Below are 14,440 nucleotides of genomic sequence, written 5' to 3'. Positions count from 1 at the left end.
TGGTAGCGGCGCATGTCGATGATGTGGTCGACGTGTTCGATGTCGACGGGGCACTGCTCGACGCAGGCGCCGCAGTTGGTGCACGACCACAGGGTCTCGAGGTCGATGACCGGAGCCAGTTCACCCTCGACGGTTTCGCCGATCAGCTTGCGGCCGGCCTCGGTGCGGGCGGCCGCCGGGATTGCGGCGAGCGCGGCCTCGTTGACGTTGCCGTCGGCGTCGACCAGGCCGATCTCGTCGCCGGCTGACCCGTTGCCCCCAGGGCCTTTACGGCCACCGGCCAACAGGTAGGGCGCCTTCGCGTAGCCGTGGTCTCGCAGCGACATGATCAGCAGCTTCGGCGACAGCGGCTTGCCGGTGTTCCAGGCGGGGCACTGGCTCTGGCAGCGGCCGCACTCGGTGCAGGTGGTGAAGTCGAGCCAGCCCTTCCAGGAGAAGTCCTCGATCTGGCCGGCGCCGAGGGTGTCGGTGTCGGGGTCGACGTTGTCCATGGTCAGGGCCTTGCCCTTGGACATCATCGGCTTCGCGGCACCGAGGGCGACGCCGCCGTCGTCCTCACGCTTGAAGTAGATGTTCGGGAACGCGGAGAAGCGGTGCCAGGCGACACCCCAGGTGATGTTGCGACCGACCACGTACAGCCAGACCATCGCTGACATCAACTTCACAAAAGCGAACGCGGACACCATGTTCGGACTGGCGGGCAGCAGTTCGGCGACATGCATCGTGAAGAAATCGGTCCACGGGTCCGCGTGACCGGTCATCGCGATGCGACCGGCCTTCACCATGATCATGCCTACGCCCTCGATCAGGACGACGGCCTCGACGAAATAGGCTGCGCGGAAGTTTGATCCGCCGAAACGGGATAGTCGCGCCGGGACGCGGGGATGGTTGAGCTGGCGAATCAGAATCAATGTCAGGACGCCGACAACAGTGATGATCCCGAGAAGCTCGTCGACGAAATGATAGATAGGCCAACTGCTTACGATTGGCCACCCGCTCGCCGGGTCGAACGTCTGGATGTACGCCTCCATCGCGACGAACATTCCCAGTAGGAAGCCGATCATCACGAGCCAATGCGCCCAGCCCACCGTCCGGAATTTCACCATTCGGGTGTGCGCGGCGAACTCGACGATCATCTGCTTGAAGCGCGGGAAGAAGGGGCGCCAACGATCCGGCGCCGGCTGGCCGAGTCGGACCGTCCGGACCATCGTCGACCCGCCGCCGAAGAACGATGCCCAACACGGCAGGCTCAAGAGGACGCCGATCACGCCCAGAGTCACGGTCACAGTGTTCATGTCGCGTCCCTCCCGGTCCGGTGTCGAAACTCGCCACCGGTCCCCACCCCCGGCAAGTTACCCATCGGTAACTTGTGATGCTTCCAATCGATTCTTACCACACAGTGCGAACCGAGACTCCAAACGCCTGGGTCCGCGAGGCCGCTGTCCGTGGGATGAACTTGCGGCTTACCGTGGGTTCGATGGGGCGGGGCCGTCCTCCGGGTCGTGCCATACGAACAACAGGTGGTCCCGCTCGAGGGTCGGCCAGGCGCGGGTGGGCGTCGGGTGGGGGGATCCGCCTGCGGCCTCGCCGTTGCCGTCCCAGCGCCAGCGGTGGATCGGGCAGTCGAGCGTGTCGCCCACGACGGAGCCGTAACTCAGGTCTCCGCCCATGTACGGGCAGCGGGCGTCGAGGATCCGGATCTCGCCCCGGCGGTCGGCGAACGCGACGAGCTTGGTGCCGAACGCCTCGATGGGGTGCGGCCTGCCGTCGCGGTAGTCCTCGGCCGGTCCGAGGCAGTGCCACCCGGTCTCGACAGCGGTCATGGTGCGTCCCTTCGTATTGCTCGGAGGCGCAACCGTGTCAATCCGCAGGCCGGGCGTCAACGGGTCGATCCGCTGGGCGGGAACGCGCGAGGATCGGCGTCGAGTCGACGTCGGCTCACCAGTCCCAGCGGGGCACTTCCTGGCAGGGATGCAGGTCGACGTCGCCGGTCGCATGCGAATTCTGTACGGCCACTTCGGTGCCGAAGCGGAGGTAGTCGAGCAATGCGGTGCGGAATTTCGTGTCGGAGGGCAGCCCGGCGTCGTCCGCGGCGGTGAGGAACAGGTCGACGAACCGTTGGCGCTGCTCCTCGCTGATCTGCTTGCCGCGGTGCGCCTCTAACAGCGCGGGGAATCCGCCCAACTGGTCGGTGTAGACGGTGGGACCGCCGAACACCTCGGCGAGGAAATCTGTCAGGTGGTCGATGTGGCTGGGGCTGCCCGCGCCGAACAGCGGGTGCAGGAGCGGGTCGGCGAGGACTCGCGGATACCAGGTCGCGACGAGGCGGTGCAGTCCTTCCCTGCCGCCGACGTGCTCGAATAGGGATTCGGTGGTGTTCCTGTCCGCTGTCATGGCACTCCTCGGTGAGGGACGAGACGCTTGATTACATGATTACAGAATTGCGAGTGATCCGCTTCGGATAGGTCGCCGCGTCACCAGCGAAACATCGGCAGCGGACTCCACGGCCTGGTGAGTGCCCGCCTGCCGCCCAACTCGAGCAATCGGCGATGGAAGCCGGCGTCCGGGAACTCCCGCAGCAGTTCGCGGTAGTGCCCGCGTGGCAGGCCGAAGTTGCGCAGGCCCAGTGAGACGTCGATCCAGTCGGCCCGGCGGAAGATCTCCACGGCGTCCCGCGCGGCCCCGGCAGCGGTCACCTTGTGATGCTGCTGAATCAGCGCGGTGACCAGATCCGTCTTGTCGGCGTGGCCGTGTTCGCGCAGCCACTCGACGGCGCGCGTCGTCGAGGGGTCCAGGTAGTCGAAGGTCCCGTCGCTCCAGATGCCCAGGTCGTGATGGACCGCCGCGACGCGGAACGCGACCGGATCGGGAAGTTCGCCGCCCGCGAGCGTCGTGCTGAGGCGCAGCACGCGCTCGACGTGATTGCGGTAGGCGGTGCGGTCCTCGCCCAGGGTCCGGTTCCAGGGCTCGAAGAGACTGTCGAGATCGATCGGATCCATGACTGGGGCCTCCTGGCGGCGGCGGACTATGAGACCGAGCTCCTGTCGAAACGGTAGCGGCTGTGCCACGGCATGGCCGCCTCCAGCATCGCCGCGGCCGTCAGCAGGTCCGCGTCGGCGCCCCACTTCGCCGAGATCATCACGCCGAGCGGGACCCCCTCGTCGGTCCAGCCCAGCGGCAGGCTGACGGACGGGAAGCCCGTCGCGTTCGCGACGATGGTGTTGCCGGTGAAGGCCACCATGTCCGCGAGCTCGGTGGCCGGATCGGCGTCGTTGCGCAGTTCGCCGACGGCGACGGGCGGCAGGGTGACGGTCGGCGTGATCACCAGGTCCACGTCCTCGTGGTCGAGGCTCCAGCGCCGCGACCACGCCTGCACCAGCCCGATCGCGGCCGCGAGGTCGCCCGACGACGTCTCCCTGGCCCGAATCCGCAGGTGCCGCACGATGGGCCGCAGCAGGTGCTCGTACTCCTGCGGGATGGGCTTGGTGCCGGCCAGGGACGAGAACATCGTGATGAACGCGTCCGAGAACGCCGTGTCGACGGCCTGCGGACGCTCGACCACGGTGTGCCCCAGCGACTCCAGGACGGCGCCCACCCGCGCGACGGCAGCCGACACCTCCGGGTCCACGGGACCCCGCGACACCGATCCCTGGGCCAGCGCGACGGTCAGCCTCCGCGACGATCCGTCGGCGCCGCGTACGACGGCGTCCTCGAAGGAGTCCGGGCGCGGAGGATGCAGGGTCCCGGCGCCGGGGCGGGTCGCGAGCACGTCCAGCAGCGCGGCGGTATCGCGCACCGTCCGGGCGATCGGGCCCTTGCTGGCGAAGCCGAAACCGTCGTGCCCGGCGTACCCCATGGTGAGCAGTCCCCGGCTCGGCTTCAGTCCGACCACGCCGCACGCGCTGGCCGGTGACCGCAGGGAGCCCGCGGTGTCGCTGCCCTGTGCGATCGGGACGAGGCCCGCGCCGACGGCGGCCGCGGCGCCGCCGCTGCTCCCGGCGGCGCTGCGGGCGGGATCGAACGGGCCGCGCGCGGGCGGGGCCACGTCCGGTTCGGTGTAACAGGCGGCGCCGAACTCCGGGACGGTGGTCTTGCCGATGTCGACGAGCCCGCCGTCGCGGATCGCCTCGACGATCTCGTCGTCGACCTCGGGGACGAAATCGCGGAAGATGGCCGAGCCGAACGTCGTTCGGATCCCGCGAGTGGTTTCGAGGTCCTTGATCGCGGTGGGGACGCCGAAGAGCCGGGGCAGGCCCTCCTCACCGGCGTCGAGCCGGGCCTGGGCGTGATCGGCGAGTTCGAGCGCGTGCTCGGTCGCCACCGTGGTGAAGGCGCCGACATCGTCCTGCGTGGTCGCCCGATCGAGGAAGTGGCGCGTCACCTCGGGAACGGAGAGCTGCCGACGGGCGATCGCCTCGGCGAGTTCGACGGCGGAGAGCTGGTGCAGATCTGTCACGGCGGCCACCTTGTCATTCCGTTACGCGTATCGTTATGGTGGAATGCATGGTAGCCGAATCCGGGGACACCGCAAGGGTGGGACGCCGAAAAGCTGTGAGCCACAGCGAGATCCTCGAGGCCGCGACCCAGATCGCCAACGACGGGGGGCTCGATGCCGTGTCCTTCCGCGTGCTCGCGGACCGGCTCGGGATCTCGCCGATGGCCGTGCACCGCACCACGGGTGGCATCGACGCGCTGCGCCGCGACCTGGTGTCCACCCTGGTGGGCGAGGCCGTCGCCGGCATCGAGTGGCCCGGGGAGTGGCGAGCGGTCGCGCGGACCTTCGCCGACACCCTGCACGACCTGCTCATGCGGCACCCGCTGGTCCTCGAGGCGCACCGGCAGGCCGCGCTGGAGGCGCCGGGCGCCGACGACACCGCGCATCGCGTGGTCCGCGCCTTCCGCGAGGCCGGGTTGGGAGACGAAAAGGCCACGTATGCCTACGCCACGCTGCACGACTTCGTGACCGGGCACGTCGCCATCCGGCTCAGCCGCGGGGACTTCGGCACCGTCCCCGCCGAGCGCCGGGCGGTCTCGGTCTACGCCGATCACCACGACTACGACCGCCGCTTCGCCGCCGGGGTGGCGCTGATCCTCGACGGTGTCGCCGTCGCAGCCGCCGCCGAGGCCCGCCCGTGACCGCGACGACGCCGAGCCTCGAGTTCCGCGATATCGCCGGGCTTCACGCCACGACCCCGGGTGCCCGTGCGGGCACCCGGGGTCGTCGGCAGGGAAGGGTCAGGCAGGGCTAGGCGACGAGCTTCGCCTTCAGCGCGGCGATGGTGTCCTGGCTCAGTCCGAGACCCTGGGTGAGGTAGTTGCTCACGCTGCCGTAGTCGGCGGTGATCTGGGCGAGACCGGCCTCCAGGTAGGTCGCGTCGACGCCGAGGGTCGGGGTCAGGTTGGTGGCGACCTGCGGGCCGAGGGCGGCCGTGATCTGGGCGAGGGTCTTCTCGTTGGTCGCCTGGAGGTAGGTGTTGCTCAGCAGGTAGTCGCTCATGGTGGTGGCGGCGGGGACGCCGGCGATCGAGTGCAGCAGCATGGTGGTCCAGCCGGTCCGGTCCTTGCCCGAGGTGCAGTGGAAGAGCTGGACGCCGTCGCCGGCGGCGATGTCCGAGAGCACCTGCGTGAAGCCGGCCCGGCGCTGAGGATCGGTGACGAAGCTGCGGTTGGCGTCCATCATGAACTGCCTGGCCTGTTCGGGCGATTGGATGGTCTGGGCAAGCTGGATCAGGTCAGCGAACTCGACCGGGATGTTCTTGTACGCGACGCCGTCCGGGAGCTTGTCCTGGCCGCCGATGAGCGGGTTGCTGATCTCGTTGGCGCCGCGCAGGTCGTAGACGTCGGCAAGGCCGAGGGTGGCGAGGGTCTGCTTGTCGGCGTCGCTGGTCGCGGTGAGTGCGTTGGCACGGTAGACGACGCCGCGCTTGAGGTGCTTGCCGTCCGCGGTGGCGTACCCGCCGCCGTCGTTGCCCGCGACGTCGCGGAAGTTGGAGACGGAGGCCAGCTTCGGCGTCGGGGCGAGGACGGGGTTGCTCGAACCGAGGTCGAGTGACCCGCCGAGCGACCCGGTGTCGATGGAGCTCAGATCGAAGGCGCCAGCTGTGGCGGGCGCGGTGAACAGGAGACCGCCTGCGACCAGTAAGGCGGCGGCCCTCGCGGTGCGGGTGGACAGTGTTCGGGATCGTGTGGACATGTGATGGAGCCTCTTCTGTCTGTGTGGAGCGAACCGACCGAAGGGATTCCGGTCGGCGGTCGAGCCCTGGCGAGGGCCGGGCCGATCAGGGCGCGACGTCACCGACCCCGGTGAACCCGTAACGCTGGTGGGGTCCGATGACGGCGACCTCGAACAGGCCCTCCCCGGTGCGGGAGACGCCGTCCTCGGTGACGGTGAACCGGGCGAGGTTGTCGACCGGGCACAGCATCTTCTTCCAGGGCTCGATGTCCGGGACCTTCTCCCGCAGTCCCTGGACCACCAACTCGCCCTGCCACATCCCGTGGCGCCAGTCCTGCTCGAGGCCGTAGCCGGTGCCGACGCCGATGTAGTTCGGCAGCACCGGTTCACACGCGACCGAGAGGACCCGGTCGGGCGCGCCCGGGCGTCGGAAGTGCAGGGTTGCGGCGGCGACCTCGCGGGTGCCCGGGGTGAAGGTCAGCTCGTGGTCGGGTCGGCCCAGCCACTCCGGTTCCCGGCTGTGGTCCGACCAGACCCGGGTCGCATCCTCGACGATGCGGCGACCCTGCTGGTCCTCCTGGATGACCGTGACGATGCTGTAGTCGCCGAACTGCATGATCGAGTAGATCCAGAAGAAGTTCTGGCTCCCCGCGAGCGCCGGATCCGCCTTGCGCCCAGGCGGTTCCGCCTCGCCGACCGGCCGGACGCCCCAGGAGCGGTCACGGTTGCCGCGCCAGGTGTCCGCGGTGACGGGCATGACCTCGCCGTCGACCGTGAGGGAGCCGGACCACGCGCCGGTCTGCACGAACCGCTGGGTGTCGAAGGTGACCCGTTCGAGCTGGCGGTGGAAGTGTCGGGCCTCGAGGTTGGCGGGCCCGTCGGACTCGAAGGTGAGATCGAAGCTCAGGTCGGGTGCCTCGGGGCTCGGGTCCAGCACCACCCGCAGGCGGTGCAGGCCCTCGAGGATCTCGATCCGCAGCGGCCCGACGGACAGGTCCATGCGATCGTCGCCCAGTGCGCGGGACGCCCGGAAGACGATGTGGTCGTCGCCGCGCCGCAGCACCGCAAACCCGTCGCACACACCGAGATTGGGGTACTGGCCGAGTCCGATGATGAGGAACAGCGGCTCGCTGTCGCCATCGACGCCGGCATGGCAGTTGAAGTAGTAGCGGTCGTAGAAGTTCCGATCGGAGGTGCCGACGTGCCGGATCGTCTCGGCGATCTGGTGCACCGGGTAGTCGTCGAGCGGGGACAGCGTCATTCGATGCCTCCGGATGCGATCGATGCCCAGTACGTGCCGTCGAGCATGGCCTCGAGCGTTGCTCGGTGCAGGATCATCTCGTCCGGGTTCGCCGGCAGCTCGGCCTGGCCGAATGCCACGGCGCGGCTCTGCACGCGGAACATGATCACGGCGTGGCGCAGCGCGGCGTAGAGCGTGTAGAAATCCAGGTCCGCAGGCCGATGACCGGTCAGCTGCAGGTAGGTGTCCGACACCTCGTCGCGGCGCAGGAAATCGGGCATCCCGGGGAGGCCGGCCATCGCGGCGAGATCCTCGAAGAACCTGTGCTGGAAGATCATCCAGCCGAGATCGAGCTCCCGTGGTCCGAGCGCGGCCATCTCCCAGTCGAGCACGGCCGCCGGCTCGAAGTCCCGGTACATCATGTTGCCGATCCGGGAGTCGCCCCAACAGAGCACCGCCGGACCGGCGTCGGCGGGCAGGTTCGCCTCGATCCAGTCGAAGCCCCGCTCGATCAGCGGGGACCGTGGGCCGTCGGCGATCACCCACTCGTAGTAGCGCTGCTGCTCCTCGACGTGCGCGCGCAGCGCTTCCGCGCCGGTCGGTTCGGCGCCGCCGGGGGCCAGATTCGGGCAGGCCCGGTGCGGCTCGGTCATGGCGTGCAGTTCGCCGAGCACCCGGACCGAGGCCTGCTGGAGCCGGGACCGGTCCGCGGCCGAGGCTTCGGACAGCCAGGATCCGAACGTGTAGGGCATGACGTCGGGCGGGACCTCCCCGTCGAGCCGCTCCATCACGAAGAACTCGCCGCCGAGCGCGTCGGGCGAGCTCTCGGACCAGTACACCCGGGGGATCGGCACCGAGGTGTGCGCGGCGACGGCGCGCATGACCTGGAACTGCTGGTCCAGGTCGTAGGACGGGAAGATCGGGGTCGCGCTGGCGCGCGGGGCGATGCGGGCGACCAGGCGGTGCTCGGTCCGGCGTCCGTCCTCGTTCCAGGTCGCGTCGAACAGCACGGTCTCGTTGGACATGCCGTTCGCGGCCGGGACGTCGACCGAGGTCACCTCGGGTTCCGTGCCGGGTTCCAGCACGGTCGCGAGCCAGCGTCCGAGGCTGTTGCGCATCACGGCGGGGTCGGTGCGGGATTCGCCGGGGCGGGCGAGCTCGGCGTAATCGGGATCTACGCCGACAGTGTCAGAAGTCATTCACCACTCCTCGTGGTTCGGGTGGCGCCGATGCGCACGTGGCGTTAGCCGATACACTTTGTATCGACTAAAGTCGTGACAGAATGTAACGGCCATCACACGAGGACGCAAGGGGTTTGCAGAAAATGCCGAAGGAACCCGAGGCCAAGCACCGGCTCGGACCGCAACGAAACCCGGCGATCGACGCGGCGGTGCTGGAGGCCACCAGGCAGCTGCTGGTGGAGAAGGGTTACGCGGGGACCTCGATCGACGCCATCGCCACCCTCGCGGGCGTCGGGCGGCCGGCGATCTACCGGCGCTGGCCGTCGAAGGCCCACATCGTCAACGAGGCGATCTATCCGGTGCTGGACGCGGAGGAGGGCGCCGACCTCACCGAGCTCGGCACCGAGGGCACGATCGCGGACCAGATTCGCGCGCTGGTTCAGGGCGCGGTCGCCCTCTTCGCATCCCCGGCCACCCGGGCCGCGGCCCCCGGACTGATGAGCGAGGTGCGGACAAACGGCGAGTTGCGTGAGGTCCTGGTGGTGCGACAGCTCGCCGGGGTGCGGGTGGTGCTGAAGCGTCGGCTCGAGGCGGCGAGGGAAAGGGGCGAGATCCGCGACGGGGTCGACGCGGACACCCTCCTCGACATCATGGCCGGCGCGGCCATCTTCGCGCTGTCCGTCCGCGACGTCGACGATCCCGGGCCGCTCGCCGAATCGCTGGCCGACATCGTCCTGCGCGGCATCCTTCCCCCCGGGCAGTAGGCGCGTCCGGGCGCACACCGGTTGACAGGGTCGCACCCGTTCTGGCGCCGCAACGAGTGTGCGTCCATGCCAGAAGATGTGCGCGGTAGGGGCGGCATCCGGGGCGGTCCGCCGGACGGAACCTCGGATTCTCCCGGCGGGATGGTGAAGAATGAACCTCGCGGGAAAGTGCGCCCTGGTCGCTGGTCCGGCTCGGCGGCGTCGACGTCCCGATCAGCAACGCCTGCGCGGCCACCGGCCTCACCGTATCGCCGTCGAGAAAGCTCGGCGACGAAGAATATCGCAACCTCCAACGGCGGTGCGACACCACGACTCTCGTGATCTCCCGACTCGTGCGAGCGCAGGTACCTTCGTCGAAGGGGGCACGATGAGATTCACCCGATTCGCCCGAGCCGTTCTGTTGGTGCTGGCCATGCTCGCGACCACGATCGTGGCGGGCGTGGTGCCGGCGTCCGCCGCGCCGCGTCCGACGATCGTGCTGGTGCATGGCGCCTTCGCCGACACCACCAGTTGGGATGGCGTCGCTGCCGACCTGCGGGGGCGCGGCTACACCGTCGTCGTGCCCGACAATCCGCTGCGCGGACCCGGCTACGACTCCGCCGCGATCGAGAAGACCCTGGCCGGGATCTCCGGCCCGGTCGTCCTCGTCGGGCATTCGTACGGTGGCGCCGTCATCACCAACGCCCAGAACCCGAACGTGAAGGCCCTGGTCTATATCGCGGCCTTTGCGCCGGCGCAGGGCGAGCCGGTGATGCTGGCCCTCGACCCGATCCGATTCCCCGGCAGCCAGCTGCTCCCGCCTGCGTTGCAGGTGAAGGTCGTCGACGACGCCCAGGCGATCGGTGGGAAGAACCTCGACGGCTACATCGCCGCCGACGCCTTCCATCGAGTCTTCGCGCCCGACGTCAGTGACGCGACGGCCGCAACCATGCTGGCGCACCAGCGCTCGATCGCGCTGTGGGCCAACCTCGAACCGTCCGGCCCGACCTCCTGGTCGGCCATACCGAGCTGGTACCTGGTCTCCGCGGGCGACACGGTCATCCCGCCCGCCTCGCAGCGCTTCATGGCCAACCGGATCGGCGCACACACCAGCGAGGTCCAGGCCTCGCACGTCGCGCTGGTCTCCCAACCACGGGTGGTGGCCGACACGATCGTCGCGGCCGCCGACGCCACCTAGGCGGGCGCGGGCCGTCGAACAGGCGTCCGCCACCCGCTCGACGGCCCATGGCCGCGCCGATCTACCGGTTGCGGTAACGCTCCTTGAGCCAGCGTGACTGCACCTTGACCTGGCGTGTCCGCTCGGCCTGCAGGCGTGCGTCGGTCCGCGCGGCCATCCACTCGTTCTCGCGTTGCAGCTTGCGGTAGCTGTCGAGCCGGCGCTGCGGCAGCTCCTCGCGCTCGACGGCGTCGCGTACCGCGCAACCCGGTTCGGCGTCGTGGTTGCAGTCGCCGAACCGGCACTGCTCGGCGAGGGCGTCGATCTCGCTGAACGCCCGGCCGATTCCGTCGGCCGCGTCCCACAGCCCGACGCCACGAAGCCCCGGGGTGTCGATGAGGGTGCCGCCGCCCGGCAGCGGCACCAGCTCACGGTGCGCGGTGACGTGGCGGCCCTTGTGATCGCCGTGCCGGACCTCGCCTGTCGCGAACAGGTCCTCGCCGAGGAGCGCGTTCGCCAGCGTCGACTTGCCCGCGCCGGACTGCCCGACGAGCGCGACGGTGCCGTCGACCGCCGCGATCAGAACATCGAGGCCGTCCCCGGTCCTGGCGCTGACCGCGAGCACCGTGGCGCCGGGCGCGATCGCCGCGACATCCGCGAGGGCGCGGGAGACATCCAGGGCCGCATCGGCTTTCGTCAACGCGACCACGGGCGTCGCCCCGCTCTCCCAGGCGAGGGCGAGGAAGCGTTCGATGCGGCCGAGGTCGACATCGGTGTCGAGCGCGGCCGCGATGACCACGGTGTCCACGTTGGCGGCGAGCACCTGACTCTCGGAGCGGATCGACGCCGAGGCGCGCACGATCGCGCTGTGTCGGGGCAGGACGTCCTCGACGACCGAGCCGCCGACAGTGACCCAGTCGCCGGTGCAGACCGACTGGGCGCCGGTGCGCGCACGGATTTGCCCGGATGCGGTGACGACGTCGCATTCGCCGCGGTCGACGCGGACGACGCGACCCGGTTCGTAGAGGTCGAGGTCGAGGGTGCTGAAGGCGTGGGAGACCGCCTCGTTCCAGCCGAAGCGGACGAGGTGATGGGGAGTGAACATGGGTGATCCTTCGACGAGGGCGCCGACCGGGTCACGTCACGTGGGGCCTCGGTCAGGCGGGAGGGCAGGGGAGCGAGACGGCGCACGCGGCGCCGAACGGCCATGCGGCCATGCGGTTCCCCTCCCTGAAGTCGACTGTCGGATCGGACCCACCGATGTTGCAGGAGGAGGAGGTCGTGCCGCAACCGAATTTCCGGCCACTCGAAGCCTCGCCGGCCAACCCTTGCTGCTTTCCTAGGTCTAGGGCACTATGTCCAATGCTGTACACCATGTCTATTAATGGTCTTGGAGTCGTCGGGAGAGGCCTGAGCGACGGAATCAGTGGATGTTCGCCGGCGGAAAGAGAGATTGATCGTGAAGCAGCAGGGTGGGTCCTGGAACAGGCGGGCGTTCCTCGCCCGGACGGGTGGGGTGGCAGCAGCCGCGGCAGCGGCGCTGGTCACGGCCCCGGCGAGCGCGCAAGCGGGCGTGCCCGGCGGTGGTGCGGCCGGTGTGGAGGGGTTCGAGGCGGGCAGTGTCCGGCACATCCTGCCGTCGGCGACCCATGAGCGGTTCGTGGTGAAGGTGTCGTTCCGCGGTCCGCAGCAGGCCGAGCCGGTGTTGTTGGTCGACGACCTCCGTGTCCCCGGGCGGATGACCGACACCATGGGCGAGTGCTTCGAATTCGATGCTCGCGGCTTGTCCGCCGACCACGAGTACACGCTGCGGATCGTGGACTCCGCCGGCGCCGCGGTGACCTCGACGTGGCCCTTGCGGACCTTTCCCGCGCCGGACAGTCGGGCGTCGAGCTTCCGTCTGGCGTGCATCACCTGCGCGGGTGGTCCGGAGGAGTTCCTCGGCCCGAACGCGGGTGGGTTCCCGCCGCTCGTCCCGCAGTTCCAGCCTCTTCGGGTCAAGCGTCGCCTGCTTGATCGCATGCGGTCCTTTGCTCCGGACGCCATGCACGCCAACGGTGACCACATCTACTGGGACACCCGCTCCATCCCGAGCAGCATCGCCCAGGGGCGTTCGCCACAGGCCGCGGTGATCGGCGGCGGGTACTTCGACCGCAATCAGCCGGTCAAGGGCACCGCGAACGAGCAGATCCTCAAGCGGGATTTCGGTCCGCAGATCGCCGACCTGTACGGGGTCGAGTGGCGCTCCACCCCCGTCTATTTCGTGCGCGACGACCACGACTACCTCGACAACGACGAGGCGACCGATGCAGCGCGGACCTTCCCGCCCGATCGGTTCGCCTTCGACACCGCCCGCGCGACGCAGGACTTCTACTACCCGGAACTCTTTGCGGGATACGACATGCCGTCCGAATACGCGAACGCCGACGGCCGGTCACCGGACTTCGGAGTGCTGCGCTACGGCGATCTGTTCGAGGGCTGGATCTACAATGCCAAGGGTCTGATGAACAACACTCGCGACCCGGCGCAGCCCGACTACAACAACAATCCGGGCCGCGACGGCCACCCCGAGGCCCGCCTGGTACCGAAGCCGATCGAGCAGTGGCTGATCAAACGCACGCGCAGCACCACGGCGTCCCACATCGCGCACATCCCCAGCTCGCCGATTCTCTGGGGCGCAGGGAAATTCGCCGAGTGGTACCCGGACCTGCTCGGCAAGGACGGCGAACTCTCGGCCGACCTGGACAAGCCGTTCTGGCCCAGCGGCTGGCACGACCAGCACGACCGCCTCGTCGTCGCCACCTCCGAGCGCCGGGACCGAATTCCGTTGTGGGTCAGCGGGGATCTGCACTGCTCGGCGCTGGGCACGATCTCCCGGACCCGTGACCACGATCTGTCCGCAAACCCCGTTGTGAGCCTGTGCGTGGGCACGCCCGGTAGCAGCACCCCGGGCTTTCCCTCGTCGTTCCGGGGAACACCGCCGATACCTTCGACCACCCTCACTGCGCAGGAGATCGTCCAACCGCTCGAGGAGAACGGGTTCACCCTGATCGATTTCACCCCGGAAGCGATCACCATCTCGATGTTCCGCTGGAATCACCGCACCCAGCCAGAGGAGGCGATCGACACTCTCGATCCCTTCCTCGTCCACCGCATCCCGCGGCGATCCCGGTAGAACCCGGGGTGAACCCGGTGGTCAGCAGGGTAGGGACGGCACCGACGCTCTGTACGGTAGTGGGTACTCTGTCCAGCTCCGACCTCAGGCAACCCAGGGAGTATCGCGTGGCAAGCGAAGATCGTCGGGTTCGTAGGAGTCGCGGACTCCTACGGGACGCGCTGGTGTCATTGACCCTGGAACGTGGGTACTCGGCCGTCACGGTCGAGGACATCACCGAGCGAGCAGACCTCGGCAGGGCCACCTTCTACACCCACTTCCCGGACAAGGACGCCCTGCTCGCACAGGTGGTCACCGGCCTGATCGATGATCTGCAGGAGCGCCTTCGCTCGCTGACCCCAGAATCGTCGGTGGGGTTCACCGGAAGGCCGGTACTCGAGATCTTTCGGCACGCAGCCGAGGAACGCGACATCTATCGAATGATCCTGCGGGGCGAGGGGGACGGCCGTGCATTGCGGCGGTTCGTCGACGACTGCAGCGCGGCAGCGGCGGAGATGTTCGGGGCCAGGGCCACGGCACTCGGCGTCACCCCGCGCATGGATCTCACGGTGCTGTCGCGGGCATGGGTAGGGGAAGTGGTCGGCGTGCTGCAGTGGTGGCTCGACCTCGACCCACCACCCCTCACGCCCGAGGAGGTCACCGAGATGCTCCTGAACCTGTCCCTGCGGGGTCGGTACTGGGCGGCCGGGTTCGACGATGGAGACGTGGTCGGCTCCGGCTCGGACCCCGACGCCGTCCAGTAGCGGCGGTCG

Annotated in this window: 14 protein-coding genes; 5 read left to right on the top strand and 9 right to left on the bottom strand. The window is 69.0% G+C overall.

Annotated elements, in window-relative coordinates:
* The 5 genes from C8K38_RS12635 to C8K38_RS12615 form a co-directional block, all read right to left on the bottom strand.
* Positions 1 to 1,295 (bottom strand): (Fe-S)-binding protein (locus C8K38_RS12635; protein ID WP_143548453.1); only part of this gene is annotated, 1,295 nt, incomplete at its 3' end.
* Positions 1,296 to 1,463: 168 nt separating this feature from the next.
* A complete protein-coding gene (locus C8K38_RS12630; RefSeq protein WP_097211785.1) occupies positions 1,464 to 1,823 on the bottom strand; it encodes a Rieske 2Fe-2S domain-containing protein in 360 nt (119 codons plus the stop codon).
* Positions 1,824 to 1,938: 115 nt separating this feature from the next.
* Positions 1,939 to 2,394: a group II truncated hemoglobin gene (locus tag C8K38_RS12625; protein WP_097211784.1), complete on the bottom strand. Its 456-nt coding sequence runs from the start codon at positions 2,392 to 2,394 to the stop codon at positions 1,939 to 1,941.
* Between the two features lie 80 nt (positions 2,395 to 2,474).
* On the bottom strand, positions 2,475 to 2,999 hold the full coding sequence (locus tag C8K38_RS12620; RefSeq protein ID WP_097211783.1) for a hypothetical protein: 525 nt from the start codon (positions 2,997 to 2,999) through the stop codon (positions 2,475 to 2,477).
* A gap of 26 nt (positions 3,000 to 3,025) precedes the next feature.
* Positions 3,026 to 4,456, bottom strand: coding sequence for an amidase (locus C8K38_RS12615; RefSeq protein ID WP_097211824.1), 1,431 nt, complete (start codon positions 4,454 to 4,456; stop codon positions 3,026 to 3,028).
* Between the two features lie 47 nt (positions 4,457 to 4,503).
* Here C8K38_RS12615 and C8K38_RS12610 point away from each other — a divergent pair, with 47 nt between their 5' ends.
* Positions 4,504 to 5,136 (top strand): TetR/AcrR family transcriptional regulator, encoded by a 633-nt coding sequence (locus tag C8K38_RS12610; RefSeq protein ID WP_097211782.1) that lies wholly within the window; start codon positions 4,504 to 4,506, stop codon positions 5,134 to 5,136.
* A gap of 109 nt (positions 5,137 to 5,245) precedes the next feature.
* Here the strand turns inward: C8K38_RS12610 and C8K38_RS12605 are convergent, their stop codons facing one another.
* The 3 genes from C8K38_RS12605 to C8K38_RS12595 all read right to left on the bottom strand — a co-directional run bounded on the left by C8K38_RS12605 (position 5,246) and on the right by C8K38_RS12595 (position 8,611).
* The gene (locus C8K38_RS12605; RefSeq protein ID WP_097211781.1) at positions 5,246 to 6,193 is read right to left on the bottom strand and encodes a tyrosine-protein phosphatase; all 948 of its coding nucleotides are present in this window, start codon (positions 6,191 to 6,193) and stop codon (positions 5,246 to 5,248) included.
* Between the two features lie 85 nt (positions 6,194 to 6,278).
* Positions 6,279 to 7,433 carry a hypothetical protein gene (locus C8K38_RS12600; RefSeq protein WP_097211780.1) on the bottom strand — a complete coding sequence of 385 codons (1,155 nt, stop codon included), beginning with the start codon at positions 7,431 to 7,433 and terminating at the stop codon, positions 6,279 to 6,281.
* A complete protein-coding gene (locus tag C8K38_RS12595; RefSeq protein ID WP_097211779.1) occupies positions 7,430 to 8,611 on the bottom strand; it encodes a phosphotransferase family protein in 1,182 nt (393 codons plus the stop codon). Before C8K38_RS12595 ends, C8K38_RS12600 begins: the two co-directional genes overlap by 4 nt.
* Positions 8,612 to 8,736: 125 nt before the next feature.
* Between C8K38_RS12595 and C8K38_RS12590 the strand changes: the two genes are divergently transcribed.
* Both C8K38_RS12590 and C8K38_RS12585 read left to right on the top strand, forming a co-directional pair.
* The gene (locus tag C8K38_RS12590) at positions 8,737 to 9,357 is read left to right on the top strand and encodes a TetR/AcrR family transcriptional regulator (protein ID WP_097211778.1); all 621 of its coding nucleotides are present in this window, start codon (positions 8,737 to 8,739) and stop codon (positions 9,355 to 9,357) included.
* Positions 9,358 to 9,724: 367 nt separating this feature from the next.
* Positions 9,725 to 10,534 carry an alpha/beta fold hydrolase gene (locus tag C8K38_RS12585; protein ID WP_097211777.1) on the top strand — a complete coding sequence of 270 codons (810 nt, stop codon included), beginning with the start codon at positions 9,725 to 9,727 and terminating at the stop codon, positions 10,532 to 10,534.
* Positions 10,535 to 10,595: 61 nt separating this feature from the next.
* Here C8K38_RS12585 and rsgA read toward each other — a convergent pair whose 3' ends face one another.
* The gene (gene rsgA / locus C8K38_RS12580) at positions 10,596 to 11,618 is read right to left on the bottom strand and encodes a ribosome small subunit-dependent GTPase A (protein ID WP_097211776.1); all 1,023 of its coding nucleotides are present in this window, start codon (positions 11,616 to 11,618) and stop codon (positions 10,596 to 10,598) included.
* 354 nt (positions 11,619 to 11,972) lie between these two features.
* Between rsgA and C8K38_RS12575 the strand changes: the two genes are divergently transcribed.
* Complete coding sequence (locus tag C8K38_RS12575) at positions 11,973 to 13,688, top strand: hypothetical protein (protein WP_097211775.1); 1,716 nt, start codon at positions 11,973 to 11,975, stop codon at positions 13,686 to 13,688.
* A gap of 107 nt (positions 13,689 to 13,795) precedes the next feature.
* Positions 13,796 to 14,431 carry a TetR/AcrR family transcriptional regulator gene (locus tag C8K38_RS12570; RefSeq protein ID WP_097211774.1) on the top strand — a complete coding sequence of 212 codons (636 nt, stop codon included), beginning with the start codon at positions 13,796 to 13,798 and terminating at the stop codon, positions 14,429 to 14,431.
* Positions 14,432 to 14,440: the final 9 nt, after the last annotated feature.

Origin of the sequence: Rhodococcus sp. OK611 (assembly GCF_003050885.1) — a bacterium.
In the GTDB taxonomy this organism is placed as follows: domain Bacteria; phylum Actinomycetota; class Actinomycetes; order Mycobacteriales; family Mycobacteriaceae; genus Rhodococcus_G; species Rhodococcus_G oryzae.
Note: the sequence above shows the minus strand (reverse complement) of the source record. Positions and strands in the feature narration are given on the sequence as shown.

Coding starts and splice junctions, on each gene's coding strand:
- C8K38_RS12630 (WP_097211785.1), bottom strand. CDS start 1,823: ATGACCGCTGTCGAGACCGGGTGGCACTGCCTCGGACCGGCCGAGGAC.
- C8K38_RS12625 (WP_097211784.1), bottom strand. CDS start 2,394: ATGACAGCGGACAGGAACACCACCGAATCCCTATTCGAGCACGTCGGC.
- C8K38_RS12620 (WP_097211783.1), bottom strand. CDS start 2,999: ATGGATCCGATCGATCTCGACAGTCTCTTCGAGCCCTGGAACCGGACC.
- C8K38_RS12610 (WP_097211782.1), top strand. CDS start 4,504: ATGGTAGCCGAATCCGGGGACACCGCAAGGGTGGGACGCCGAAAAGCT.
- C8K38_RS12605 (WP_097211781.1), bottom strand. CDS start 6,193: ATGTCCACACGATCCCGAACACTGTCCACCCGCACCGCGAGGGCCGCC.
- C8K38_RS12600 (WP_097211780.1), bottom strand. CDS start 7,433: ATGACGCTGTCCCCGCTCGACGACTACCCGGTGCACCAGATCGCCGAG.
- C8K38_RS12595 (WP_097211779.1), bottom strand. CDS start 8,611: ATGACTTCTGACACTGTCGGCGTAGATCCCGATTACGCCGAGCTCGCC.
- C8K38_RS12590 (WP_097211778.1), top strand. CDS start 8,737: ATGCCGAAGGAACCCGAGGCCAAGCACCGGCTCGGACCGCAACGAAAC.
- C8K38_RS12585 (WP_097211777.1), top strand. CDS start 9,725: ATGAGATTCACCCGATTCGCCCGAGCCGTTCTGTTGGTGCTGGCCATG.
- rsgA (WP_097211776.1), bottom strand. CDS start 11,618: ATGTTCACTCCCCATCACCTCGTCCGCTTCGGCTGGAACGAGGCGGTC.